At 39.4% G+C, this 24,125-nt stretch carries 41 protein-coding genes and 4 pseudogenes; 1 reads left to right on the top strand and 44 read right to left on the bottom strand.

Going from position 1 to position 24,125, the window contains the following annotated elements:
* Positions 1 to 39: 39 nt before the first annotated feature.
* Genes ABLV95_RS03520 through ABLV95_RS03490 form a run of 7 tightly spaced genes read right to left on the bottom strand, consistent with a single transcriptional unit; the run spans position 40 to position 4,044 of the window.
* Complete coding sequence (locus ABLV95_RS03520; protein ID WP_460876416.1) at positions 40 to 537, bottom strand: phage tail protein; 498 nt, start codon at positions 535 to 537, stop codon at positions 40 to 42.
* Positions 509 to 907: a hypothetical protein gene (locus ABLV95_RS03515; protein WP_460876414.1), complete on the bottom strand. Its 399-nt coding sequence runs from the start codon at positions 905 to 907 to the stop codon at positions 509 to 511. Before ABLV95_RS03515 ends, ABLV95_RS03520 begins: the two co-directional genes overlap by 29 nt.
* A 24-nt stretch (positions 908 to 931) precedes the next feature.
* On the bottom strand, positions 932 to 1,165 hold the full coding sequence (locus ABLV95_RS03510) for a DUF2977 domain-containing protein (protein WP_253345325.1): 234 nt from the start codon (positions 1,163 to 1,165) through the stop codon (positions 932 to 934).
* Positions 1,165 to 2,451: a hypothetical protein gene (locus ABLV95_RS03505; RefSeq protein WP_460876412.1), complete on the bottom strand. Its 1,287-nt coding sequence runs from the start codon at positions 2,449 to 2,451 to the stop codon at positions 1,165 to 1,167. The genes ABLV95_RS03510 and ABLV95_RS03505 overlap by 1 nt, the downstream gene beginning before the upstream one ends.
* A 13-nt stretch (positions 2,452 to 2,464) precedes the next feature.
* Positions 2,465 to 3,427: a phage tail domain-containing protein gene (locus ABLV95_RS03500; RefSeq protein ID WP_460876731.1), complete on the bottom strand. Its 963-nt coding sequence runs from the start codon at positions 3,425 to 3,427 to the stop codon at positions 2,465 to 2,467.
* A 28-nt stretch (positions 3,428 to 3,455) separates the two neighbouring features.
* Positions 3,456 to 3,833, bottom strand: coding sequence for a hypothetical protein (locus ABLV95_RS03495; RefSeq protein ID WP_460876410.1), 378 nt, complete (start codon positions 3,831 to 3,833; stop codon positions 3,456 to 3,458).
* Complete coding sequence (locus tag ABLV95_RS03490; protein WP_460876408.1) at positions 3,820 to 4,044, bottom strand: hypothetical protein; 225 nt, start codon at positions 4,042 to 4,044, stop codon at positions 3,820 to 3,822. The genes ABLV95_RS03495 and ABLV95_RS03490 overlap by 14 nt, the downstream gene beginning before the upstream one ends.
* Between ABLV95_RS03490 and ABLV95_RS03485 the strand changes: the two genes are divergently transcribed.
* Entirely contained in the window at positions 4,034 to 4,504 is a 471-nt protein-coding gene (locus ABLV95_RS03485) for a hypothetical protein (protein ID WP_460876407.1), read from the top strand. The two genes, ABLV95_RS03490 and ABLV95_RS03485, sit on opposite strands and share 11 nt — an antisense overlap.
* 504 nt (positions 4,505 to 5,008) lie before the next feature.
* Here the strand turns inward: ABLV95_RS03485 and ABLV95_RS03480 are convergent.
* From ABLV95_RS03480 to ABLV95_RS03300, 37 genes and pseudogenes are all read right to left on the bottom strand, one after another.
* Positions 5,009 to 6,418: a hypothetical protein gene (locus tag ABLV95_RS03480; protein ID WP_460876405.1), complete on the bottom strand. Its 1,410-nt coding sequence runs from the start codon at positions 6,416 to 6,418 to the stop codon at positions 5,009 to 5,011.
* Between the two features lie 123 nt (positions 6,419 to 6,541).
* Positions 6,542 to 6,751 carry a hypothetical protein gene (locus ABLV95_RS03475; RefSeq protein ID WP_460876403.1) on the bottom strand — a complete coding sequence of 70 codons (210 nt, stop codon included), beginning with the start codon at positions 6,749 to 6,751 and terminating at the stop codon, positions 6,542 to 6,544.
* Positions 6,752 to 6,763: 12 nt separating this feature from the next.
* Positions 6,764 to 7,072, bottom strand: coding sequence for a hypothetical protein (locus tag ABLV95_RS03470; RefSeq protein ID WP_411039105.1), 309 nt, complete (start codon positions 7,070 to 7,072; stop codon positions 6,764 to 6,766).
* An 86-nt stretch (positions 7,073 to 7,158) separates the two neighbouring features.
* A complete protein-coding gene (locus ABLV95_RS03465) occupies positions 7,159 to 7,524 on the bottom strand; it encodes a tail assembly chaperone (protein ID WP_411039106.1) in 366 nt (121 codons plus the stop codon).
* Positions 7,525 to 7,657: 133 nt separating this feature from the next.
* Positions 7,658 to 8,222 (bottom strand): annotated as a pseudogene (locus ABLV95_RS03460) (phage major tail protein, TP901-1 family).
* A 77-nt stretch (positions 8,223 to 8,299) separates the two neighbouring features.
* A complete protein-coding gene (locus ABLV95_RS03455) occupies positions 8,300 to 8,671 on the bottom strand; it encodes a hypothetical protein (protein ID WP_460876400.1) in 372 nt (123 codons plus the stop codon).
* 11 nt (positions 8,672 to 8,682) lie between these two features.
* Complete coding sequence (locus ABLV95_RS03450; RefSeq protein WP_411039107.1) at positions 8,683 to 9,036, bottom strand: HK97-gp10 family putative phage morphogenesis protein; 354 nt, start codon at positions 9,034 to 9,036, stop codon at positions 8,683 to 8,685.
* A 300-nt stretch (positions 9,037 to 9,336) separates the two neighbouring features.
* Positions 9,337 to 9,672 carry a phage head-tail connector protein gene (locus tag ABLV95_RS03445; RefSeq protein ID WP_411039108.1) on the bottom strand — a complete coding sequence of 112 codons (336 nt, stop codon included), beginning with the start codon at positions 9,670 to 9,672 and terminating at the stop codon, positions 9,337 to 9,339.
* Positions 9,673 to 9,685: 13 nt separating this feature from the next.
* Positions 9,686 to 9,955: a fibronectin type III domain-containing protein gene (locus ABLV95_RS03440; protein WP_411039109.1), complete on the bottom strand. Its 270-nt coding sequence runs from the start codon at positions 9,953 to 9,955 to the stop codon at positions 9,686 to 9,688.
* Between the two features lie 69 nt (positions 9,956 to 10,024).
* Complete coding sequence (locus ABLV95_RS03435; RefSeq protein WP_460876396.1) at positions 10,025 to 10,945, bottom strand: capsid protein; 921 nt, start codon at positions 10,943 to 10,945, stop codon at positions 10,025 to 10,027.
* A gap of 76 nt (positions 10,946 to 11,021) precedes the next feature.
* Positions 11,022 to 11,606 carry a DUF4355 domain-containing protein gene (locus ABLV95_RS03430; RefSeq protein ID WP_460876394.1) on the bottom strand — a complete coding sequence of 195 codons (585 nt, stop codon included), beginning with the start codon at positions 11,604 to 11,606 and terminating at the stop codon, positions 11,022 to 11,024.
* A 112-nt stretch (positions 11,607 to 11,718) separates the two neighbouring features.
* Positions 11,719 to 11,877: a hypothetical protein gene (locus ABLV95_RS03425; protein ID WP_411039112.1), complete on the bottom strand. Its 159-nt coding sequence runs from the start codon at positions 11,875 to 11,877 to the stop codon at positions 11,719 to 11,721.
* A 15-nt stretch (positions 11,878 to 11,892) separates the two neighbouring features.
* On the bottom strand, positions 11,893 to 13,143 hold the full coding sequence (locus ABLV95_RS03420; protein WP_411039113.1) for a minor capsid protein: 1,251 nt from the start codon (positions 13,141 to 13,143) through the stop codon (positions 11,893 to 11,895).
* Between the two features lie 4 nt (positions 13,144 to 13,147).
* Positions 13,148 to 14,547: pseudogene (locus ABLV95_RS03415) on the bottom strand (phage portal protein).
* Between the two features lie 21 nt (positions 14,548 to 14,568).
* A complete protein-coding gene (locus ABLV95_RS03410; RefSeq protein WP_460876391.1) occupies positions 14,569 to 15,846 on the bottom strand; it encodes a PBSX family phage terminase large subunit in 1,278 nt (425 codons plus the stop codon).
* A complete protein-coding gene (locus ABLV95_RS03405; RefSeq protein ID WP_411039115.1) occupies positions 15,827 to 16,273 on the bottom strand; it encodes a terminase small subunit in 447 nt (148 codons plus the stop codon). Before ABLV95_RS03405 ends, ABLV95_RS03410 begins: the two co-directional genes overlap by 20 nt.
* 94 nt (positions 16,274 to 16,367) lie before the next feature.
* Positions 16,368 to 16,598, bottom strand: coding sequence for a hypothetical protein (locus tag ABLV95_RS03400; RefSeq protein ID WP_056935523.1), 231 nt, complete (start codon positions 16,596 to 16,598; stop codon positions 16,368 to 16,370).
* Between the two features lie 234 nt (positions 16,599 to 16,832).
* The gene (locus ABLV95_RS03395) at positions 16,833 to 17,249 is read right to left on the bottom strand and encodes a transcriptional regulator (RefSeq protein WP_103169997.1); all 417 of its coding nucleotides are present in this window, start codon (positions 17,247 to 17,249) and stop codon (positions 16,833 to 16,835) included.
* Between the two features lie 10 nt (positions 17,250 to 17,259).
* Positions 17,260 to 17,391 (bottom strand): hypothetical protein, encoded by a 132-nt coding sequence (locus tag ABLV95_RS03390; RefSeq protein ID WP_277583628.1) that lies wholly within the window; start codon positions 17,389 to 17,391, stop codon positions 17,260 to 17,262.
* Positions 17,388 to 17,654, bottom strand: coding sequence for a hypothetical protein (locus ABLV95_RS03385; protein ID WP_002512144.1), 267 nt, complete (start codon positions 17,652 to 17,654; stop codon positions 17,388 to 17,390). Before ABLV95_RS03385 ends, ABLV95_RS03390 begins: the two co-directional genes overlap by 4 nt.
* A gap of 15 nt (positions 17,655 to 17,669) precedes the next feature.
* Entirely contained in the window at positions 17,670 to 17,813 is a 144-nt protein-coding gene (locus ABLV95_RS03380; protein ID WP_141714480.1) for a DUF1381 domain-containing protein, read from the bottom strand.
* 41 nt (positions 17,814 to 17,854) lie between these two features.
* Positions 17,855 to 18,156, bottom strand: a pseudogene (locus ABLV95_RS03375) (MazG-like family protein).
* Between the two features lie 235 nt (positions 18,157 to 18,391).
* On the bottom strand, positions 18,392 to 18,604 hold the full coding sequence (locus ABLV95_RS03370; protein WP_460876386.1) for a hypothetical protein: 213 nt from the start codon (positions 18,602 to 18,604) through the stop codon (positions 18,392 to 18,394).
* Between the two features lie 49 nt (positions 18,605 to 18,653).
* Positions 18,654 to 19,115, bottom strand: coding sequence for a hypothetical protein (locus ABLV95_RS03365; protein WP_460876384.1), 462 nt, complete (start codon positions 19,113 to 19,115; stop codon positions 18,654 to 18,656).
* Positions 19,116 to 19,121: 6 nt separating this feature from the next.
* Positions 19,122 to 19,307: a Lar family restriction alleviation protein gene (locus tag ABLV95_RS03360; RefSeq protein WP_069812647.1), complete on the bottom strand. Its 186-nt coding sequence runs from the start codon at positions 19,305 to 19,307 to the stop codon at positions 19,122 to 19,124.
* A gap of 37 nt (positions 19,308 to 19,344) precedes the next feature.
* Entirely contained in the window at positions 19,345 to 19,566 is a 222-nt protein-coding gene (locus ABLV95_RS03355; protein ID WP_040762774.1) for a hypothetical protein, read from the bottom strand.
* 281 nt (positions 19,567 to 19,847) lie between these two features.
* Positions 19,848 to 20,078: a hypothetical protein gene (locus ABLV95_RS03350; protein ID WP_056935517.1), complete on the bottom strand. Its 231-nt coding sequence runs from the start codon at positions 20,076 to 20,078 to the stop codon at positions 19,848 to 19,850.
* 5 nt (positions 20,079 to 20,083) lie between these two features.
* Positions 20,084 to 20,332, bottom strand: a complete 249-nt coding sequence (locus tag ABLV95_RS03345) for a hypothetical protein (RefSeq protein WP_056935516.1) — start codon at positions 20,330 to 20,332, stop codon at positions 20,084 to 20,086.
* On the bottom strand, positions 20,333 to 20,683 hold the full coding sequence (locus ABLV95_RS03340; RefSeq protein WP_046465223.1) for an SA1788 family PVL leukocidin-associated protein: 351 nt from the start codon (positions 20,681 to 20,683) through the stop codon (positions 20,333 to 20,335).
* A gap of 12 nt (positions 20,684 to 20,695) precedes the next feature.
* Positions 20,696 to 20,890: a hypothetical protein gene (locus tag ABLV95_RS03335; RefSeq protein ID WP_046465222.1), complete on the bottom strand. Its 195-nt coding sequence runs from the start codon at positions 20,888 to 20,890 to the stop codon at positions 20,696 to 20,698.
* Positions 20,883 to 21,294 (bottom strand): annotated as a pseudogene (locus ABLV95_RS03330) (RusA family crossover junction endodeoxyribonuclease). Before ABLV95_RS03330 ends, ABLV95_RS03335 begins: the two are co-directional and overlap by 8 nt.
* Positions 21,295 to 21,360: 66 nt before the next feature.
* Complete coding sequence (locus ABLV95_RS03325) at positions 21,361 to 21,516, bottom strand: hypothetical protein (protein ID WP_427704885.1); 156 nt, start codon at positions 21,514 to 21,516, stop codon at positions 21,361 to 21,363.
* Positions 21,517 to 21,678, bottom strand: coding sequence for a hypothetical protein (locus ABLV95_RS03320; protein ID WP_046465219.1), 162 nt, complete (start codon positions 21,676 to 21,678; stop codon positions 21,517 to 21,519).
* Positions 21,675 to 22,460: an ATP-binding protein gene (locus tag ABLV95_RS03315; RefSeq protein WP_460876379.1), complete on the bottom strand. Its 786-nt coding sequence runs from the start codon at positions 22,458 to 22,460 to the stop codon at positions 21,675 to 21,677. Before ABLV95_RS03315 ends, ABLV95_RS03320 begins: the two co-directional genes overlap by 4 nt.
* An 11-nt stretch (positions 22,461 to 22,471) precedes the next feature.
* Positions 22,472 to 23,215: a conserved phage C-terminal domain-containing protein gene (locus ABLV95_RS03310; RefSeq protein WP_427704887.1), complete on the bottom strand. Its 744-nt coding sequence runs from the start codon at positions 23,213 to 23,215 to the stop codon at positions 22,472 to 22,474.
* Positions 23,202 to 23,456 carry a helix-turn-helix domain-containing protein gene (locus ABLV95_RS03305; protein WP_427704890.1) on the bottom strand — a complete coding sequence of 85 codons (255 nt, stop codon included), beginning with the start codon at positions 23,454 to 23,456 and terminating at the stop codon, positions 23,202 to 23,204. The genes ABLV95_RS03310 and ABLV95_RS03305 overlap by 14 nt, the downstream gene beginning before the upstream one ends.
* On the bottom strand, positions 23,453 to 24,121 hold the full coding sequence (locus ABLV95_RS03300) for a putative HNHc nuclease (RefSeq protein WP_460876376.1): 669 nt from the start codon (positions 24,119 to 24,121) through the stop codon (positions 23,453 to 23,455). Before ABLV95_RS03300 ends, ABLV95_RS03305 begins: the two co-directional genes overlap by 4 nt.
* Positions 24,122 to 24,125: the final 4 nt, after the last annotated feature.

The raw sequence follows: 24,125 nt of genomic DNA, 5'->3' as shown, positions 1-24,125 counted from the left end.
TTGATAGTATCATCAATAACCGGAATCTCGTCACCAATCTCAGGTCTGCGCGAAAGGGTAATTATGTCCTAACGTTACGAAATCAAGCTCAATACTCATCTTGAGTGACTGCTCAACTTGTTTCTCAAGCATTTCGTCCATAAGTTCTTTATCTGTCACACGCCCGTCAGTAACTGGAGGCGCCTCTCTAACACCGAATAACTCAATCATTGGGCTAGATTTACCTTTCGGATATTCCCTCACATGATTGGCAGCATGAATGTTATCCGCACCGTCGTAATCAAAAAAGCCTCGAGCGTAAGTATAGAAACTTGTTGCGTCCTCCTCAAAACTTATATCGTTAGCGTTTAGCTTTTTAGAAATATAGTAAGCCGGACGACGCGAAATGCGCGCGCCCAACTTGAAAGTTTTTGAGGTTGGCTCATATTGAAATTCAAAACCATAACGCTCTAACCAATTTAGGAACATTTCAAAACGTGACTGGCCATCGCCTGCGTTTTCCCACTCTTTAGCATATACGCCCTCTAGCGAGCACATAACTGTAAGGTGTATCATCAAATATCAAGTTTAAGAAGTCTACGCCTGTACGGCTCCCTGTGATGTTCTCGTATACCCTGTGAGTTTCTAAATAGTCGAATTGCTCCTCTTTAGCTGTAACCTCGATATATTGTTTATGCTTAGTAGCTCTACGCTTAGCAATAACTACAACGTAAGCCTGTGATTCAGCCTGCCCTGTCACATTCTCAACACGCCACAATTTAGATATATCATTGATGAAGTGTGACGTTTGATCATTCTCAATCACATTAAATGTGAGCATACCGTCGCTGTTCATTCTGACAGTGTGGTTGGTTACTGTTTCCACTGGGTAGGCGTTACCGTCTAGGTCTTTAAGAATTAAAGCCATGTAATGCACCTCTTAACTGTATTTTTAAACTGTATCGACAATAGGCTTAAAGTTAGGGTTTTCTGATATAACATCATTTTTATAAAGAAAATAGCCTTTTTGAAAATCAGTCATAAAGTTCTCAGGCGCCACTTCGTAAGATACGAAAATACCATCGTCACCAACACCGCCCACAATTGCGAATGAAGTAATTTCATCATTCTCATTAATTCTAATGTTTAGCATGTCATTAACAACGCCGTCTGTGTCCATCTCCATTATTTAACACCTACAATCTTTGTGATACTTGCTGTCGCTGATTCTGCTGACTCATCTGTGTGGATTCTATAGAATAAGCTATTAAATATCTCATATTCCGTCGGTGTAGCACCTTGATGGCACTCTATCTCATACAACATGGCGCCGTCAGCACCTGCGAAAATACTTAAATCCTTAGCGAAAAAATGCCCGTCAATGTAAGGAGCAGCGGGGCTGATATATGTTCCGTCGCCATTTGTGCCATACACCACGAGGTATGTGTATTTTGACGGGTCATCATTTAAATTAAATTTTGAGCCGACACCTGATACTCCGCCCTCATACAGTATTATTTGAGACCCCTCTACCGGTTCCCAATCGCTCCACGTGTCATACAGTCTTTTAACAAATTTCTGTGTAGAGTTGTAAGGTCTGAACTCAATGCGTCTTAGCCCTGAATATGAATCTCTTTCTTCGACTGTTGTGAAACCTGCTGAGGAGGACGCCATTTCTATCGGTGTGCTTGTTGTGTAAAATCTACCGTTGGGCAGGCTGTGCGGCTGTTCAATATCATTATTTAGGCCAATAGTTTCACTTGCGCCTTTTTCATCTGTAAGCTTGTACTTTTGCCAATTAGATGTGTCGGTATTGTTGAAATCCTCAAGGGCTGTGATAGCTGCCTGTTTAGCACTGTCCACCTCAGCAAGTGCGGTATCTTGTTTGCTAGTAAGCTTATCCATTGAGTCGTTAAATAATGCTGTCAGCTCTGAGGCTTGTGTTGACATTTCATCACGAATAGCGCCTATGTTACTCTCAGCCTCTGTCTGCGTTTGGTTAATAGAATCATTAGCACTTTGTTTCGTCTGAGTAATACTCGCCTCAGATTGCGTCTGTGTACTTTGTATAGAGTCAATGGCTGAGGTCTTAGTATTCTGTACCTCAGTAGTGATACTCTGTATCTGCTTTTCATAAGCGGCAACGATTGCGGCTAGCTCATCTTTGAAAGGCTCGAACGGGTCGAGGTCTATCTCGCTGAAAGGTTGCCACTCACCATTTACAAAGACATAAACACGCTGCTCGTCAATGACTGTAATGAGTGACTTGTCAGCCGCCTCACTTGGCAGCTCAGCCGCTGTCTGTACTGGCTCAAGCATTTTCATCGTGTTGGCGTCTTTGATTTCTTCCCACATATCCTCGCTGATACGTCTGTCAGTTTCATCAATCAGCCCGTATAACTCATCATAGTTTTCGTTATGGTTTTCAAGGTTTTTCAGGTCTAATGGTGTTGTAATTTCTTTTCTTGCCATATTGTCTGACCTCCTATAGATAGTAAAAACGACACTCGACCTCAATTGTCAGGTCATACGTGCCGTTAAACATTAATTTATTTAATCCCTCTTGTAACTCGGGTATTTTGTAATTTGTTGCATTTAAGATACTTAAGCCATTATTGAAATAACCACCCGTTTCATAAGTGATAATGTCACCTGCGCTGATATTGGCTTTTGGGCCATCAAGGTGTATGTCAGTGTCGTTAAAACCAAATTTCAAAGTGTCGTCTAAGTCTTGATTGAATTTAAGCCTTAAAATTAAATGTTGATTAAATTGGTCAATAGGTACATCACCAAAATTGAATACTTCGAATGACTGCCCTGCGCTCACATCAAAGGTGTATTGTCTGGTTGCAGGGTCATTGTTTAGCCCCATGCCATAAGACCAAATAGGGTTTTCCGTATAGTGTAATCCGTCACGCTCTAAATCTGTTGATGTGCCAATACTTTCAGCAAATGGCAGCTCTGTCGTATGAAACGTTAGCTCGCCTTTGCCTTTAGAGGTATGAGCTGATTGCTCTATCTCAGTAGCGCCTGAAAGCCTTACAAGGTAGCGTTTTCCTGTGCTGACCTCGTTCTCTGATTGCGTTTCGTCGAATACTGTATCTCTACCGTACTGATCTTGGGATACTGCATTTGAGTTCTTCACATCTTTGAATGTATAGCCTGCTATTTGCGGCCTGCGTAATTCCTGAATGTAATAAGATTCAGTGCTGGTTGTGAGTTTATAAATTAAATCTCTGAAAAGTGGATAAGAGGCCAAATTCTGACCTTGAAATGAAAAAGGCACGGTTATTTCGCGCCCTTTGTATGTTGCGCCCATGTCAAAAGCACCGTTTAGGCCTTGAATGTCACGGGTTTGTTCCTCCATTTCAATACCACTAATCACAACGTCAGTGACGTCCACACCGTACTCACCTAGTGTGAATGATTCGCCATTCTGTCTTGTGATTTTTAGGTCGATAAGTCATACCTCCTAACTAAAATGATAGTACCTCGCCATCGCGTGCGTTTACGCCGTTTACCTTAGCTGTTAGAACTTCATCATCTGTATCAAGCTGTATACGTAAGTTCATTGTGCTTGGCTCGGCCTTAACTCTCGTCGAGTGGCTAGCTGTTACGTGTCCTCGGTTAGATAGGTTGTTCAATTCGCGATTGATACCTTGAACCATAGGGCGTGCTTGCAAGTCAGGTCTGAATCCTTGTGTCATTTGTTGTGCAATTCTTCCTGTATCGCGAACAACTTTCTTGCCGCGGTCGTTTAAGCCTATCTGCATACCTTGCATTGTGTATTGTCCGATTTCTTTAAACACTTTAGACGGTGAATGTATGCCTAGTAATGACTTAGCGCACTGCAACTGCGTCGCCTACAACGCCTTTAGCTGCACTTATCAATTTACCGGCCATCTGTTTAACACCGTTTATCATGCCTTGAATCAAGTAAACACCTGCTGACACCATGTCGCCAACGAATGACTTGGCCGCACTCACTGCGTTTGATACGCCTGATGTCACTGCACTGACCACACTGCTAAATCCTGATACGACGGCGCTGATAATGCCGCTCATAGCTGATGAGATAGCACTTAGAACATTATTCCAACCGTTTGACACTGTGCTGACGATATTTGAAATGAATGAGCTGATTGTGCTGACGATAGATGACCATATGCTCGAAACCGTTGAGGCTATTGAGCTTAGGATTGATGAAATCGTACTCATCACGTTATTCCAACCGCTCGAAACCGTACTGACGATATTAGATATAAAGGACGAAATCGCACTCACGATTGACGACCAAATACTCGAAACCGTTGAGGATATTGAGCTAAAGATTGATGATGTCGTGCTTGAAATGCTCGACCATGCCGAACTAACAAAACTGACAATACTATCAACAATTGAGCTTATAGTATCAACGATAGACCCCCATATGGAGGACGCTATGACCACCAATGATGACCACATGGACGACGCTGTGCTGACAATTGACGACCATATGGACGACAATATGCCAACGAGTCCTTGAACTACGGACTGTATTCCGGAAACAATACTCTGCCAAATACTAGACGCCTGACCTTTGAGCGCGTTCCACGCTGTGACGGCGTTTTGCTTGATTGAGTCCCACAAATTCGATAGCCATTCTTTTAAAATATTAAAAATATTCTTAGCTGCCTCAACGATAGCCTGCCAAATATTCTCGCCTGCTGATTTGATAGTCTGCCACGCGCCTGACCAATCGCCTGATAAGACTTGAAGTAGCGCCGTTATAGTGCTGACGACGACCTCCATTGCGACTGTGATGACTAGTTTGATAAGCTCCCACGCAACCTGCGTCGCTGCCTTGATGGTATTCCACGCCTGCTGCACGATTGGTGAAATTAAATTTACCGCTGTTTCCACTACTGAAACTATATCGTTCCACGTTTGTTGGAAAATCGGAACTAAAGGCGCTACAATTTCTTGAATTCTAGTGATGAGCTGAGATATAAATTGAATGATTGCTTGAACGGCTTGCATCACTGCCTGCTTAATTGCCTCCCATGCTCGCAATCATTTGCGTTCTTAATTGCTCTGAGCTGTTCCATAATGCAACGAAAAAGCCTATCAAAGCGACGACTACGCCAATAACTGCCCACACTGGAGCCGTCACTGCGCCAAATGCACCTGCAAGGGCTGATAACGCACCCTGAACTAATGTGCCTATACCTAGAAAAATAGAAAATTGAGAAACTAACGGAATGATCACCTGTATCACGAACTGGATTGCAGGCCATAATGCCATGAACATGCCCGCAAGTGATGCCACAACACCGATTAATATTCCGACTATAGGGTGAGTCGCTGTCAATTGTGCAAGCCACTCAGCAAATGCGTTTGCGACTTGTAGCACCTTAGCCCCTAGTGGAGCCAACGCTATGCCTATGTTGACTAATACGCTTATGATATTGCCTATCAAGCTGATAAGAATTGGCCCATTTTCTTGCACGTATTTCACGAATTGTTGGAAACCGTCCGACTCAGCGATAGTGGCGCTCCATTGCTCGAATCTGTTTGCCATTTGTGCCAATGACTCAAATATTACTTGTGAGTTAGGTGCAAATGCTTTCATCAAGTTGAAGATGCCTCTAAATGTTGAACCGAATATCTCACCTATGAGAGGTAAGTTCGTTTTTACATAGTCCGTGAAATCCTGAATGGCTGTGCTGCCCTCAACACTAGTTGCCCACTCATTGAATGATTTGCCCATGTTCTCGAAACCTTTAGACACCCATTCAGTCAGTGGTGCAAGGTTGGTAATTAAAGCAATTAAACCACTACCAAAGTTGCCTGCTGCACTTAGCATATTGTTGAAGATTCGCACGCCTGTAGTTCCCATCATGTCAAAGAAGTCTGTCGCCACTTGTGAGTTTTTAGCCCAATTCAAAGTAGCTTTACTTGCTGATTCCATGCCTTGAGCCACACCATCAAGAAAAGGCGTAAGCCCTGCAAGTGCGACCTTTGCCGTATTCACTGCATTGGCTAGCGTGTTGAATATCTCTGACTGATTCTGAGCGACAACACCCTGCCATGCTGATTTGAGGCTATTTACTGCTGAGCGGTAGCTTTCGACCTCACTCGTCACTGCAAGTGTGCCGTCCTCGACCATCTGCAATGCGCTCATCGCCATTGCTCCGAATCCCACAACACCTGCGCCTGCTGTAGCGAACGCGCCAACCATTCCGATTGCTCCGCCGCCTACTACTGCCGTTGCGTTGAGTACGGCCATAAGTGCAGGTACAACTGCGGCAATTGCAGGAACTAATGCTGTGATGCCTGAAAGCATCGAGCCTTTGAACACGTTACCTGCTACAGTTCCAACCGTTCTGATATTGCCTGCTATTGTACTTAATGTACTTTTAAAGTTATTCATTGCTCGCTGTAATAGACCTAAAAGCACTGAGTGCGGGTCTGCTGTCTACGTCTAGCCGTGTACGGTGTTTGTTCGGAATTGATTTCAACATGGCTTTGAAACGAGCAATTTTAGCTGATGCTCGCTGAGCTGTTCACGTCTAGTGTCGACTTAGCTCTCATGCGGCTGAATGAGTCCATTGTGTTGCTTGTCTGCTCTCATCTTGGCTCTAAATCCTGACGTGTCAGCATCGACCTCTGTGTCTTTCATACTCTCAGTAGAGGCTTTGAAACGTTCAGCTATACGTTTAGCCTTATTAAAGGCGTTTCTGAATTTTGAGGTTTTAGCATCAATACTTGTACTAATCTTATAATCTGCCATGAATTCCCTCCTCTACTTTGATTTATTGTGATTTCTGATTTGTCTCAACACATCAATTGGCGGCTTGTCATCTTCTTGCTTGTCTGAGTCGCCCATCTGAACGGATTCACCTCTGTTGAGTCTTTCGAGGTTTTCCTTATAGTTGATAATGTCGTCTGCACCGTTATATTTGAATTCGTTCTCGCCTTTTTTGCCGCCTTTTTTCTTTTGCTCAGCTTTAGCATCACGAATCGCAAAGGCTAAACGGTAAATGTCATATTCTTCCTTGAGCATTTCGTATTCTCGGGCGTACATGCGATAGTTGAATTCAGTCAGTGTCATGACCTCTATTTCTTTCAGATCATATATGCCTAGCTCACTCATGCACAACACGATAACGCGGTCATAAGTGAGCGGCGGCTGCTTTTCTATTTCTTGGCTTTCTTCACTTCTCTGTATTCTTCCGGTACGAGGTTTCGGGTCATAGGTCGCTTTCCCAACTCCGTGATAACTTGTTCGGCAAACTCATCGAAACCTTGTTCGTCAGCGATTTCGTCCAATACTGCTGAGATTTCTTCGTCTGATTTAGGGGCTTTCTTGTTATGAGAAGTTGCGGCAATAATTGTGTGACCAATTGCCACTGGGTTGCCGTCTTGCAAGTTAGGTATTAACATTTGAATACCTTGACCAATGCTCATCTGTTCCATTTCCATGCCTAGTTTCTTATCAACGTCGTTCATAAATTTAAAGCCGAATGATAGCTCGATATCTTTGCCGTTATGTTTAATTTCCATATTGTGAATACCTCCGATTTTTTATAAAGAAAAAGACGGGCTATTTGCCCGCCTATGATGTTTTTCCGTCCCCTATTCAGCCGAAATCTGTACACTATTTTGAGTAGTTACTGTTTCAACATTTTGGGGCGTACTAGGGTGTAGTCTGTTCTGTGCCATCGCCTGTGCTGTCGTCAGGTTGAGGGATTGATACAAGACCATCGTCTGCAACGTCCTCAGCTGTAGTGTCATGGAATCCGTAAGCTGTTTTATTTTCTTCAACGATTGTTGGTAGCGTTGCATAGCCGCGTACTTTCTTAGCGTAAACTGCAAATTCAGTCTCGAATTCTGCAATAGAGTCAGCCTCATTTGTACGTGTAATGCTGTTCCATGTACCTTGACGGTATTCAGCTTTATACTGCCCTTGTTCATTTTTAACTTTTTTATTAATAACCCATAGCTCGTATGCCTCGCCATCTTCGGCGAGCATCTTCAATCTCGTCACTTAACTCGTCATCAACGTCCATATAAGATGTGATAGTTACAGTTGACTCTAATGTGCCGCCTGAGCTAACCGAGCCGTCAATTGTTGCCTCTTGGTCTGAGTCGCGTTCTGTTTCACGCTCAAGCTCAGTAATCCACATGATTTTATTTGCCTCTACGGCCTCGCCTGCTTTACGAACTAATGCAAGTTCGTCAGTACCTTGTTTAATTGCCATAATGTCATGACCTCCTGATTGAAATATAAAAAGGCACACCTGCTATGAGGCACGCCTAGAGTGTTTGAAATTCTGAATCAATGATGCTGTGCTTGCAAATGTGTGTTTGTCGTATCGTCATTTATGTCATTTGTATTGATGCTGTCCAATGAAACATGATAGGAGGGTAGCTGCTCAGTTTTCATGAGAATATCTTGAATCTGAATATAAAGCCTGTCATGCGTCTGTAGATCGTCCGCGTCGCTCCATAAGTGAATACGTGCTTTTGGCTCACCGCCATAATTGTCGAATGATTGAACTGATACAAGGTCTTGTATTTCTTCAATTGCAATGAACGGATAGCCTAACTCTGTGTATTGGTCAACTCGTCTAACGACTGGAACGCCTAGCTCGCTGAACGCTTTATAAAGATAATTAAATAGTTCATATTTTATTGATTGCTTAGCCACTGTCTTGCCTCCTAACTGTTTATGAGTCGCTCAATATCTGCTTGAATTTGTTTATCGTATTTCTGATAAATCTGATACATGAAAGTTTCAGGCTCCATGAAACGCGTTCCGTACTCAAGAAAGCCTGAGTAGTGTGCGTTAGAGGTGATGAGATAACTCAGTTTACCCTCTTTGGTGTCTTTGACCATACGGGCTAGATTGCCCGTCCAATATCCTTTGGTCATGACACGGCGTGCCTCTTTCACAGTATCAACGCGAAATTGCTCACTTCTTTTCTTGAGAATGAAATCCACATCGTCGTCAATGCTATCCTCAGCATCACTCAACGCCGCTATTAGCTTGCCTAGCCCTTTAACCTTTGCCATCGTTTACCTGCTCTAAATACATTACTGTGGCGTGTCTGTAGTAGGTGTGGCGTACGACGATATATTTGCGGCCATTCATATAGGCATGGCTGACGTTATCCATTATTTGGCCTCTCAGCCTTATGATGCTTACATCACGCCGCACATTACCGAATTCAACGGCTGTGCGCTCAGGTGATAGCGGCGACTTGTGACAAGGTATGCCTGTGTAGAAAATTTGCTCATCTTTTTCGGTCTTACCTGTGTCAGGGTTGTACCGCTTATCACCCTCATACACAAGTTTAGCGCGTTGGTCGTACCTCAATAGAATGTCACACTGCCTGTGCGGCCTTTGCCTTGTTCCGGTGGATATAGACGCTTAATGAAACTCAGGAACTCATCAAAGTCATCATCTTGAAACTTTGTCGAATGTCCGTCGAGCGTTTCTGAGGTCATACCCTCAGCACCGACACGGTTATATCTTTTGACCGCTACCTCCTCGACAATGAAATCAAGCCTTTGCGGTATAGCTTGTTCATTGAGAGGTAGGAAAGTAAGCAAACGCTTTTCAGTGTTATCTATAATTTTCTTGAGCAATTCGTCCTGCTCATTATCCGTGATGGATAACAAGGTCTTAACATCTTCAAGGTTAGCCATTCGCTATGCCTCCTTATTCAGCGTTTACGTCTGCTGTGTTCTCAGTTGTTTCAGTAGTCACGTTTTGAGGCTCAACCGGTGCGCTTTCCTTAGTAGTGAAAGCAGGAACATCAACTTTTTGTGACTCGCCCGCATCATTACTGAAAGCAGCTTGATAAGTACCTGCTGCATATTCAGTGCCTGCCTCTAGGCTGTCAATCGTAACTGACGCTGTGCCGTCTGTTGCACGTTCTGCTTGTCCTACAACTGTTTCACCTTGATAAACTTTTAAAATGTCTGCCATTATATAGCCTCCTATTTAGCTGTTATTCTGACCGATTTGATATTTGGTCTCACGGTTATGCCCTCAGGCTTAACTGGGTGTAGTTTCGCCGCCATCTGCTGCAGGTTCTTCAATAGATACTGATACAACTGCGTCAACGTTTTCAGGGAACATTGAGATTGCTGATGCGAATACTGTATCTGCTGTTAAACGGTTTGCTTGGATATCATGCAATACGCCTACAAAACCTGTTTGGTCTGATGCAAAGTTGAACGCTCTGCCCATTTCGCCTTGAGGGTTTGCGTACGCTACGTTTAAGTTTTCTGCTGTAGTCATGTACACGCTGCCTTGAGGTACGTCTGCGAATTCGATTACTTGCACACCTACATATGGTGTTAATAAGTTTAATCCGAATTGAGAACCATTTGAGTTGATGAAACCATCTGCTAAATGACCCGCTACATCGTTAGGGTTTGCTAATGCGATTGGTGTTACTTCATCATCTAATAATACTGATAAGTTAGCACGGCCTCTTGATAACGCACCTTGTAAATTCTTGCCTGTTAACACTTCTGTATTCGTGCGGTCAGGGTTGTTTACTGCGTCCTCAATAGTGTTGAAGAAGTCTGTACGGAATTTCTTCTGCACATAGCGGATAAGCTCAGCGTCTGTGCGGTTAATTGCTAGATCATAACCGTGTGACTGAATAGACTCTGCTGATGTTGATTTACGGAACTTACGGAATTGCAATTCTGTGATGTTCACAAGTTCACGTTCAACTTTAGTTAATGGAATGATGTCGCCCTCAGCAACGTCACCGTTTGGCGCCTCTGATTCAATAACGTTAAAGCGGTATTGTTTTAATGCCGAACCAACGTTCATAGGAATTTTATTCGTGATGCCTAATGCTGTGAATAATTTATTTAAGCGTTCGCCCATTTTGTTTGCGAAATCAATCGACTTTGCCTCACCTAATGCCTCAACATCAATCAAGTTAGGTTCTGCTCGCAAAGTGTTGTAAGTTTAATTTAAGTTTGTTGCCGTCTGTATGTTTAATATTCATATAGATATACCTCCGAAATTTTAGTTAAAATAAATGCCTGTTCTGCGCAATGGCTTGCTGTCTTTGTGAATCATCTGCAATATTCATGATTGATTCACGTGTAACGCCGCCACTGCCGTTTGAGTAATTCTTTGGTGTGCCTTGATACAATTTAGCCTGTACCTGCTCTTTGACCATGTTATTAAGCACATCATTGAAAGCCTGCACATTGGCTTGAGTTTGGTCTGCTGTATCTGCTGTGACTAACTCAAGCGGCTCGTCATTTGGTGTAATTTCATTTTGTTTGAACACATCATCTGCATGCTTTTTCATTTCGTTGCGTGCCTCTTTAGCTTTGTATGAATCAAGCTCTTTTTGCATTTGCTCGCGTTCGTACTCAGCTTTTTGGTCTTTGTTCATCTTGGCCAATTTCTCAGCCTCTTTTACTGCGTCCTCTTTGCTTTTCTTCTCACGCGCCACACGGTCTTTTATAATTTGGTCAACATCTGCCTGTGTGAACGTTTTTTCGTTGTCGCCCTCAGGGTTTTCATTGTCTCCCTCAGGGTTTTCATTGTCGCCCTCAGGATTCTCAGCAAAGTGTTGTAATCTTAATCTTAATTTCTCTGGCATAATAAGTACCTCCGTTTAGAGTCTGTCGACTGTCGTTTTCCATACATGCTTTTAACGCCCTCAGCACGTTTTAGGCATAAAAAATAGCCACTCACAAATTAATGTGAATAGCTTAAATGAAACCTTTTGGGTCTAACTCTCTTGTGTTTTTGGGTTTATCTTCTTTTTTGGCTTGTTGGCTCGGGTTTGATTTGTTCAATATTATCAGTTCTCTGTGTATGCCGTGTAGGCTCTCAGCAATACTGGCCATATATTTAATCATTCTATTCATGAAAGGGAATCCTCCTTATAAGCCTATTTGTTTAAGCATTTGTTTTAATAAGTCAATTTTGATTGAGTAACTTTTAGGTAATGATTTTCTGTTGATATATTTTTGCTGTTTGTCTAGTAAATCATAAAACTTCGATGCTGACTTATTATCTTTGACTTTATCAAAAGTTTTCTTAAGCTTTTTAGCTCTACGTTTGCCTATGCCATCTTCGAGACTGACGATAATATTATTCACGTCAGTTCTCAGGTCTTCTAGGCTTTCAGTATCAATACTCTCATCGGTGTTCGTTGATTGCTCAAGGTTTTCATTTATATACTTACCCTCACGCTCTTTGAAGAAAGCCTCTAGCTCGTCCTCAATCTCATCAACTGCGGGCACTGTTGTCGACCTGCAATAAGGGTGGAGCGGTGGAACGTTCACGCCTACAACCATTTCAGATACTTTAATCTTATTGCCGTCAGCGTGTCTGCACTCATCGGACGTGCGGTCGTCTAGCTTAGCCACAAACTCAATTGTAGCATCACCGCCGATTGTTTCCATATAGTGCAGCTTTTGTGCCTCTGTCTGAACTCTAGCCGTTTCTGTGATAAGCAATCGTTTAGCATCTGAGGTCGTAACACCTAATTTCTTTTTAAGCTCAGGAACAAATTCATTTGGGTGGCGTCCACGTAAAAGCGTATTTTGTACTGTCTTGAGTACGGTCTTTCGTGTCTGTTCCATATCTGCCCAAAGTCTATTGCTCCACGTTTCACCGTGGAAATCAGCGTTTACGATAGCCCTCACACCATTCGGATTGATGAGTGCTGATTCGCCTAATATGCCGGCTTGTCGTTCGACTTCTCTATCAACTGATTTACTCAGATATTTGTTCAACTCGACCTCAGTGAGTGCTGTGCCGTTCACCATGATGGCTGAAAGCTGCTGCAATAACATGCGTTCACGGCTTACATACATTTTAGTGTTGTACTGTCTGAGTTCAGCATTGGCTTTCTCGCTGAAATCTTTATTCTTAACATACTGAGCGACTCTATCCTCAAACTCTTTAATATCAGTCTTTTGTATTTTCTTCTTAGCCTCAGCAACAGTTAAGCCCTCAGCTTTTGCGTATTTAGCATAGAAACTGTATATCTCATTTGCTAACTGGCTCATCGTCGAGCTTGTAATCTTACGGACTTCTTCAATGACTTCATCATCTTTTTTAGCCTCAACTGCTATGATGCGCTCTGCACGTTCACGCCAATATTTTTTACTTGTTAGGTCTGCCATTTAATCACTCTTTCGGTTCGTCGTCGAAACTGTATTCGCGATTGTCCGCACGTGTGAGCTGTTCGTCCTCCTCTTGCTGCAGGCGTTCAATCTCAGCATCAGGGTCGTCAATGAAGTCCAATAATCCTAAACGTGTTTTTTCTGATACCGTACCTGCTAGCAAGTTGACTACTTCCACATTATCTTTCATGGATTTAGGCAGGTTAGGCGTAAAGGCTATGTCTATTTCTTCATGATCATGCGTCTTAGTGCCTAGAATGTTTAAGTTATTGAATAGCAGCTTGTAGCGTTTAGATAATCCTTTTTTAAATAAGCGCTCCTTAACAGCTCTAGCTTGTTCTAATCCGAATAACTTATATTTCATAGCCTCACCGGATTGCGTACCTGTGAAATTCTCATCTGTCAGGTCAGGCGTGTTGGTGAACTTGTGAATATCATTCTGCAATCTTGTTTTATAGGCCTCTGAGCCTTGTACATCGTATTGCTTGTAGATGTATTTCACATCGGCTTTGCCCTCGCCACCGTTTGCATTCATTTCAGGCTTAACGTGAATCATGTTTGCGTCTTTAAATTTCTGTGCATCGTCGCCGTCCATTTCAACATTACCGACCACTGCAAGCATTGCATCGTTCGTATCAGTCATATAGTTCGCTGTGTCTGACTGTGCGACATCATACAAATCAATTAAGCTGAGGACGTTCTCGAAATCACCTTGCTTAAATTTGTTATTCAGATACTCAATGATTGGCACATCGTTGTAATGATGCTCAATGTCCTGTACGCTGCTTAGCTCACCTTTACGGATTACATAGCTGTGCAAGTGTGTTGCTGTGTACAACTCAATATGATTGACTCTGTACCCCTCAGCGTCCACTGTGTCGTAATATCGTACGCCTGCAATGATTTTCTTATCAATGTCATGATTGTAAATTACAAATGTGTTCTTAGGGTCGAGTGTCAGGAATCTATCTCTGTTGAACTCGTCTCTGAATACAATCTCATATGCACGGCCATATATGCTTAAGTCAAGCGCAATATCGCTATTGACTGCATCTGCATCGTTTAAATCGTTTAAGTCGTATATGGCTTGCTGTGTGCTCGCTGTCATCGTGTGTGAATGTCAGCGGATTGCCTGTCAGGTATCCGACAATAAACTGTGAAATGTATTTCGCAAAGTTATGCACTGCACGGTGGTCAGCTTTCTCAGCATCTTTTCTGCGCTCACCGGTTAATATGTTTGTGTTATCACTTAGGAAATACTGCTCTAACATTATAAGGCGTGATGCCTCGCTCTGTTTTATGCTGATTAACTAAATTCTGTAGCTTAGTATAGTCGCCAACAATCTCGTCTGCATCTTCCGCCAATATATCAGCATTTGCCCTCGGGCTAAACTTCTTTTTCATTTCACTCAAGTGCTACACCTCCTAGAATAATCGTCTCATTTTGCGTAAATCGTTCGCATCTTTTTTATCTTCACGGTTCTGAATCATAAGCTCCTCAACTGCATATCTTAGTGAGTCAATACAGTGATTGTAGGTATCAACTGGCTCGTTGTAATACTCATCTGTTTGCTTATCCTTTTTCCACGTGTAATTGTCTAGCTCCTCAATTGTCTTGTAGCGACGCTCATCAACTATGATGTCAAACTGGCTTATGAACTGTATGCCGGCCATGATGCTGTCCTTGCCTTTCATTGATGGCTTGATGCGCTCAATGCCCTCACGTTTCATTTCAGCAATGGATTTCTTCTCAGCACTGTCTGCTGTGATGCGTTCCTTAGCATAGCCTAGCTGCTTGATGACATTTGCTAGCTCATCGTTTAACATGCCTGTCTTAACATATTCTTCTAATATATAGAGTTTCTTATTTTTCTTATCTACTTTGACATGTATAAATGCACTCGGGTCATTCACATAACCATAATCAAGCGCAAAATAAGAGGGTATGTACCTTAAATCTTCTTTATTGAGAATCCCAACTTCATATTTAGGTAATACGCGCTTGTCGAGTGTCGCAAACTCACCTAATGCGTATATTTTGTAATAGGCAGGGTTCCTGTTTGCTAGATCTTCAAGGTTATCTCTTGTCATTTCATCAAGAAACTTATTATCTTTATAACTTGATTGCTTAATTAATGTATTTTTGTGTGGCTCGCCCGCAAAGAAATATTTGTATACCCAATTCAATTTGCTCACTGGGTTAAACATCAAATAAATCTGTTTGTAGAGGTGTTTCTTCTCTCTCAGACGTAAAGTAAGCTGTGTGTAGTCATTCAGATTGAACTCTGATGCCTCCTCCATCACAACGTCACTGATGCCTTTGATTGATTTAATCTTCTCTGAGTTATCCATGCCCTTGAATAGGAACACGGCACCATTTGGCAGTGTCACACGATTGTCTGTCTTGTTCCATTCGCAAAGCTCCCACACCTTAAAGTCGATTAAGGAACCTTTCACATCTTGGAACAAACTATCTGCAATCGTTGCACCAACTTTTCTGAGCCACAATATCTTTCGGGGGTGGTTCCAATCCTGCGGCGCTTTGAGTACCACCTTTTGCACAACGCCGTGTGACTTGCCACTTGAGCCGCCACCATAATGCACCTCTGTAAAATGGCTATAATCTGTCAGCACCTCAAATATGTTGCGGTTAAATACTCTGTGAGGCTTTGAGATGTTCAGATTAACTGTCGCTGTCGTCATCATACTCACCTATATTTATATCAATATTGCGCTGTGTTACCTCTTGTTTATCGGTCCACATTGTATGTCGCTTACCTAATAATTCAGCAGCTTTAGTTCTTGCGGTAGTATCAGAACGTTTCTCTATTTCTTCTACTTCCATTTCGCCACGTCCTACTTGTATAGGTATCAACTCTTGGTCTGATACTTCACCACGCATTACAGAAGTTAGATATTGAAGTATCTCATCTTGGTCTGCAATTGTAGCTTTCCTATGTTCTTCCAGTCGCTTATCTAAAGCTTGTTTCAAACTAGGTTTGACTAGGGCTTTATGAACATCTACTTTTGCATAACTATCACTATAACCTGCGTTTTTTGCAGATTGATAAGCATTTCCTGTTTTAATGTATTCATCTACTAATCTCTGCTGTTTCAATGTAAGTTTCATCGTATATTACCACCTCATTATGCTAATAGCTTGTTAAATTTGTGTATAAAAATAGCACCTCAACGGGAATGGGTGCTTGGGTAAAGATTTCTAATTAATGCTTATATTCTAATTCTTTATCAAAATTTTTAATATAAGATTCTACTTGGTTCTCAATATTTTCATCTTTGTCTAACGGAAACATAATTTGATTTTTATTTTCTATGATAATAGCGTACTTTTTGCCACAAAAGCGACTATATTCCTCTGGATTGATAATAAACACGTGATATAATCTGTTTTCGTACAATTTAAAATAATCTTCGTTAATATCTAATCTATCCATAACAATCCCCCATTTTTATTTTGATTAATATTTTATCATAAAAATAGCCGACTGAGTTAGCTCTCAGCCGACCTAAAGGAGTAAAAATGCGTCAATACTAATTGTAGAAAAGGAAAATTCCATGCACTAAAGAATTGTAACCACCAGTAAAAGAAACGTATGTTGTTCAATTAAGAACATAATATCATATTACATCGGTTTCACGTGGACTTCAACAGCAGTAAAAGTCCAAATTTAAACGTAATTAATTTCTTGTGACAATTTTTCTAATTGAACATCTCTGTATCTCAACATACTAGATTTACTTGTGTAATATCTATCTGCCACCTCATTCCATGTATTACAATCATATGGTTTATCCCAATATATCAGTCTAAATATTTCAAGAGTTTCATTATCACATTGCTTTAAGAACCTTTGTGTCCCTTCAACAATATCTTTTAATTTCTTATACTTAGGATCTTGTTCACACTTTATGACTTGTCGTTCAACTGGATTGCTAATTAGATTTGCTTTTCCACCTTCTTGATTTTCAGAATCATGATTGCTTAACAGTTCATACTCTCTGAATTTCAAATCTTTTTTATATTTATTGATATGCTCAAGATAATCTTCTAATTTAGCATAATCTATTCGCTTCAACTCTTGCATGTTCATCCCCCTATAATATTAATGAATATATATTTTGTATACCTAAGATCATTAAACCTAATATGATTGTGCTTATACCTACTACAATAGCTGTGAACACAGTATAAATAATAAATTCGATTACTTTTCTATATGCTTTCATTCTTTACGATACGCTCCTTTAAAAATGACATCCTGTGACACCATAATGACTTCATCATAGGAATATATTATACTTTGATATATTTCTTCTATATCTTCTTGGCTTGCTTTCTTCTGAGGTGCAATAAAAGCTATTTTGTTTGTTTCATCTACATACACTTTGATTTGTTTATTGCGTTCTTTCTTTAAAAGAAATCCATCTATAACTGGATGCAAAAGAAACAGAAAACTTATCGCGTAAATACTTATCATTGCAGTTATCATTACAAACCAACCTCCTTAACGTTTTTTAGCTACCTTTTCAGCTTCTTCCTTACTATCCGCACTCACAATCTCGTAACACTCATTCTCACGTGGCTTAATAACTTCTACAAACGGATGACCTGTAGAGTCGGTTATGTGTCGGATTAAATAATTAGTCACGCTGTAACACCTCTTTAACTTTTTGTAAAATGTCTATATCTTTACAAGTCTGATTCTTTGATGAACGTTCCATTGATTGTCTTTCCTTTTCTTCCTTTGATTTCGTCATACGCGTACTGTAAACACTCCTCTAATGTCATTCCATGTTGTTGTGCCAATATAATTAAAGTTACGACTGTATCGCCTATACCGTCTTTTAGATCATCCATCTTGTTACGTGATAATGCTTGCACCAACTTCGCCAGACCTCTTCATAGAATTTCAATGCTTGTCTATCTGAATTACCTTTGTGTAAGTTTTTACCTATACTCCATTGTTCTACCAATTTGATTAGTTCATTCATGTTATTTGTCCTCCCTGATTTTCGTTTTTATAATATTATTGACTTCATTGCTCGGACTATTTTAAAATTACTTTCTTGATTCTATAAAAGGGGTTGAATCTATGAGTGACGAAATTAAGGGATTTATTTATGTGTTATTTACAATATTATGCTTCATGGCTTATCTTGCACCTTTCATTTCAGCTATTTTCGGTTAATAAACTGATTTAGCTTTTTTCTCTTTTCTCATCAATGTTCATCCCATGATGTTGTCATCATCTAATCTATCTATATATTTTATTGTGGAATCATTGTTACATTCAGTATTTTTTATAGCTTTACAAATATGATTAGTTCCTAATGTTATCGGCGCAACTATCAGTAAAGTATCGAATTTAAAATCGTGAAATTTACTCATTCCTTCTTTGAGGCTGGCATATACATTTTCAAGTTCTAATAAAGAATACATTTACTCGTCCTCCTTAATTTCCAACGCGTCCAACTTCGCTCTAAAATACTTATACGTCGTTGCTCGATGGTTTGTTGCCGATGTGTTGGGAGAATTCGGATAGAAGGGTTTTATATTCATCACTGTCTCCCTTGTACATGTCCGCATATCCTTTTAATTCCCAATTGAGTGTCAATTTATTAGCGTTCTCAATTTCCAAAGTCTTTACACCATCTGTCAACCTATCGTTATTTTCTTCCAACCTACTAACCTTTGCTTTATACCAAGATAGATCGTCGATTAAAGTATCTCGTTGTTTTGTCATATCATGCAATTGACCTTCCAATTTATAGCCACATTCGCATTCTTTATTGAGCATTTTTTCGAATTTGTCACGTTCTGCTTTTAGCTTTTTATTTTCTTGTTCTAAATTATTGCAAGTAACTGCCCAAGCTAAAACATCATCTTTCAATGTATCTCGTTCTGCTTTGTAATCACGTTGTTCTCCGAAGTCTACATATTCATAACTCACTCGCCATCACTCCTCATAATTTCTTGAGTTCCAAATATTAACTAGTTTATTTACACTATCTGTTTTTACATATAACCATGTAGAAGGTTGTAGTTTACACTTTGTATTTGTACACTCAATCAAAGCTTTGTCAAAACTATATCTCATATCTGCTTGACCACCACAAAACGGACAGGGTTTTAATAATTTCACTCGCCATCACTCCTTATTGATTTAAAATACGTTCATACTACCCCGCATCATAATGGTTATCTTCTATATCAGATTCTACTTTTTCCCAATCTACATCTGCTTTAAATTTAGGTCGAAAATCTCCATCACCATCTGAGTAGATAGAAACATCTCTGGAAGCTCCTAAATTACCGAGGTGTTCCATTTTATTTAACATCGACATAAAACAATCAATCCATCTTTCTTCCATTTCAACTTCAATTGTAAATTTCTTCTTCACCCTCACCACTCCCTTACATAGTTGTCCACATTATCAATAGCACGATTGTCAGTATGATTACGACTGCTAGCCAAACTGTGAATTGTTTCATATGCGCAAATCCTCCATTATCTTCCTGTTCCGTTTTATATCCTCACGTGGTACTGCTACGATTACATTTCTATCATTCGAAGATATTACGAATCCTTTAACACCTTTATCACGTAGTAACTTTGCAATTTCATGTGTCTGTAGCCCACATGTATTTAATTTATATTTAGCTTTTATAGTATCTGATAGGATCATATCGCTAGCTCTTTCTCTATCTCAGATATCAATACTTTCTCTGCTATTAACCTAATGCTATTCGGTCTGTTACTATTCGCCGCACGTCTCTTATTTACACCAGAAGATAAGAAACCAACTGTCTGTTCACTAACCTCTAGCTTCTCGGCACATTCTTTACGTGTGCCAGCACATATAATTTCATCACCCTTGTATATCACGTATTCATAAAGTTGTTTCTGCCCCATACTGTTCACCTCTTAACACGTTCAGTCTTATTAGCAATGTAATCTTTCCATAGTTCAAAATTGTTATCTTCTGTAATTTCATATTGATGTTCAGGTATAGATTCTATAATTGCACTCTCAATCTCTTTGTCGAAGTTGTAACGTAATTCAATCACTTTACCTATCACTCTCATACCATAGCTATATTCACTTTTACCTAAGTCATGTACAATAATGTATTGTGCTTTGTTAGGATCTAATTCTCTAATCTTCATCTACTTCACCACTTTCGGAAATATACTTGTATTCATTAAATACTTGCACCACTTCCCTCTATTGTGTTTTTGTGGGGTTCCATCATAAAGCCAAGGTCTATCATTTCTATGTTTCTCTTCCGAATATTTTTCTCTACCTAAATCAGTATCATAATTAATAGCTTTCAATTTTTGTTCAGTTCTGAAATCATCTAATCTACCACCTTTCGGAACTTGACAAGCTTCATGCAATGTCCAACCTTTAGTTAATCGATTTCTCAAAGTAGTGTGATTTAATCCGTATCTCTCAACGCATTTTAAATTTTCTCCTAATATGTCGTAATCTTTACCAAATACATGTATTGTTATCATCGTTATGTCCTCCTAGAATCCTCTATCTATAATTGTCGGTTCTTCAAATCTAATCACTTTTGCATCTGTATATTCATCTTCTTTAGTCGGCATTTCATAGTAGATCTGTTCCTCTATCTGACAATCCTCATGATTAGCATGTGCTAGAACTTTTAACGACTTCTCGTATGTCACGTTGTATCTAATCTTGATTGTTTCTTCATTCATCGGGATCACCTTCTATATCTAAATGCATGATTATCTTTGGTTCTTCTGCATACTTCTTAAAGCTTGTAATCTCTACTATTTGATTATCGTCATTCCATAAGTGACCATTAGCGAGCATCTAACACTGTTTTGATTAAGTTATCTATATCTGGTTTCGTACGTTTATACTGTCCAACCATCGCCACATGTTTCTTCTTACTCCATGACTTCAACAATGGGAAGTGAAACTCTATTGTTAGTTTGATTGGTTCATCTATCATTAACATTGGCATTTGCCACTGTAAGTCTTTTTTATGGTCTGTATACTTCTTAGGCATGTATGTCTGTACAAACTTGCCAGTGTTCCTAAATCGTGGTCTAGGTGATGACATAGGCGCATCAACTTTTAACTCGATTGTTTCCATGTCCTCACTCCTGTATGAAATCAAATATACTTGTTTGATCTACTCTAGTTAAATTGAAATGTTTCTTTATTTTTTTAACCTGTTATCTGTAACGATGAATTCATCTAATCCATATCGTTTATACAATCCAAATAACCTATTCGTTTTATTGTTAAGTGGTATAACAGAACCAACTACTTTACTTGTACTATCTTTCAAATCATATTCAGTGCTTAATCCCAATTACCTTACCTCCACAATAGCCACTCGTCTTTGGCGTTCATTCAACTTTTGGATAAATAGGTTATACAATGTATTATTGTCTCCCTGTGACGCTTCAATAAGTTTCTGAGCATATATATCAGAACACTCAAGTTTTTGTTTGATAAATTTCTTAGTTATCAAAATTTGATACCTCTCATTCGATAATCTTCACCGTTCATTTTGATTAATGTTGTGTTAGACATCATTCGGCTAAATATACGTTGTGCGTCTTTATTCTTGCTTAGTTCCTGTGCATTTAAATTAGTAGTATATATGTTATGTTTGCCAACTCTTGATTCAATAAGTTCAAACATCTTACCTGTAGCAAACTCATTCATGTTAATCCCGAAATCATCAAACACCATTAAATCTACTTCACTAATAATTCTGTTTAAGTCTTGTTCGGTTAGATTAGTATTTTTGTTATAAGTTCCTTTGATAGTTGATATTAATTGTGGAACGTTCATGTAAAGGACTGAGTATCCTTTTTCTCTCACCGTCTTGATAATAGACATGGATAAATGTGATTTACCTGTACCAAAGGAACCTTGCGACAGTAGTGACTGTTTATTATCAAGTGTGAAGTTTTCTACATATCTTTCACATAATGCTTTAGCTCGTGCTAATTCTTCATTAATTGCTTTATAGTTATCAAAGGTACATTGTGATAGATCATCATTGATAATTGATTTCTTGAATATGCTATTAGCTTTAGCTAATTTGTTACGCTTATCAAACTCTGCTTTCTTTTGTTTAGCTAGAGCAATCATTTCGCAGTCACAACCATCTTTAACTATTTGGCCATTATCAAATTCATAGTAATCATAAGTACGTCCACACTTTTCACATTTCAACTCATTCTCTTGTTTAACTATCTTGTTCTTAAATCCTACTTTACTTGCGATATTCTCAAAGGGATTCATTTACTCACTCCCTAAAATAGATTTGCATAAGGGTTATCATTTGATTCCTTATTGCTTACTTGTTGATTACGGTAACCTTCGAATTTAGTTCCGAATAGTGTTTCTGGTCTTAAGTACTTATCTTGTTCGGTACCTTTCCATTCTGCTACTTTTACATCAACAACTTTTTTAAAGTCATCTTCTCTAAAATCTTCATTCCATCTAGCTTCTATAAATGACTTCGTTTTTTTAGTTGTATGTTTGTAATGTTTACCAGTCTTTTCGTTTAGATATTTAACGATTGATTGATAAGGTATAGTCGGGTTGCCCGACAATGTATTATCATTATTAGTATTGTTATTATTAGTTAAATCATTCTTAGTTCTATTATTATTAGTAGGGACGGATTCTCCGTTACCGGTTTTTCCGATGTTGGATTTTCCGTTGTCGGATAATCCTAGGTAGGAATTTCCGCTCTGGATAGGGTGCTCATATACTAAGTATTCGTAACCGTTAAGATGCCCTTTATCATTACGTTTTCTAGTTCTTACTACATATCCTATTTCTTCAAGTTCTTTAATGCCTGATTTCAAGCTATCCTTACCATCATTAGTATGTTTTAATATTTCAGATTCATATATCTGCCAATCATCCGGTCGACTCAATAAATAAAGTAGAATCCCTTTAGATTTGAACGTAAGATTGCTATCGTGAATAAAGTTTTTGTGTACTGTTACGAAATTGCCACTTTCTTTTATAGCTCTAAATGTTGCCATTCTTCTCACCTTCTCCATATAACAGCCATTTAAGTGTTATATTGAATATTTGTTCCATCTGTCTCAACCTGTCCATACTAGGTAAATGAATACCTCTTTCCCATTTGCTTACAATACTTTTATTTGCTTTGAATATATTTGCGAATTCTTCTTGGGACCAATCATCACCTGCTCTAAGTGATGCGATTCTATATCCTATAGCTTTTCTGTCTATTGGTTTAATCATTCTAGGCATCATCATTGTTTTTCACCTCGTAACATACTGTTTAACTTGTCATCTACTGATATCCAACTATTGTGTAAGTGATATAAATCATCGAATGATTTAACACCTATCGAGTGCTGTTGATTGTGGTGGCGCCCGCATAATGCAAGAACATGTTTACCGTGATGATCCATTGTTTTACGGTTCATGCCACGACCTACTGATTCATAATGTGCGAGGTCTGCTTTCTGCTCCCCACAAATTACACAGTTGCGATTAACAGTTGCCCAATACAACATCGCTTTATCACCTTGTAATAGTTTGCTTGTTTCAATTCTCATTGGTATTTGATTGTGGAATATGAAAGTTATGATTAGTTCGATTAATTCACCAGCTATCTTCCTTGTGCAGTCACTTAAACTAATACGTTCATAGCCATTCATAATTTCTAATTCACTTTGAAATCTTTGTCTCAATGCTTCAACTGGTTCTCCCCAGTGCAATTCAATATCTCTACACATCGCAAATATCTTTTTACGTTGGTCAATTGAAATCAATTTATTGTCTGGTACAGTTACATCAGCGTTTAGATTGTATCCATTTTCGATTAATTCAATATGGCTATTTTCTAATTCAACACCAGTGGCAACGACGGAATAAGTGCCGTCGTTATCCAATTGGTATCTAGTAATTTGTTGCATTTCA

Source organism: Staphylococcus sp. Mo2-1 (assembly GCF_046721385.1).
Lineage (GTDB): Bacteria > Bacillota > Bacilli > Staphylococcales > Staphylococcaceae > Staphylococcus > Staphylococcus equorum_A.
The sequence above is the reverse complement of the archived record's forward strand: the minus strand, read 5'-3'. Positions and strand labels throughout refer to the sequence as shown.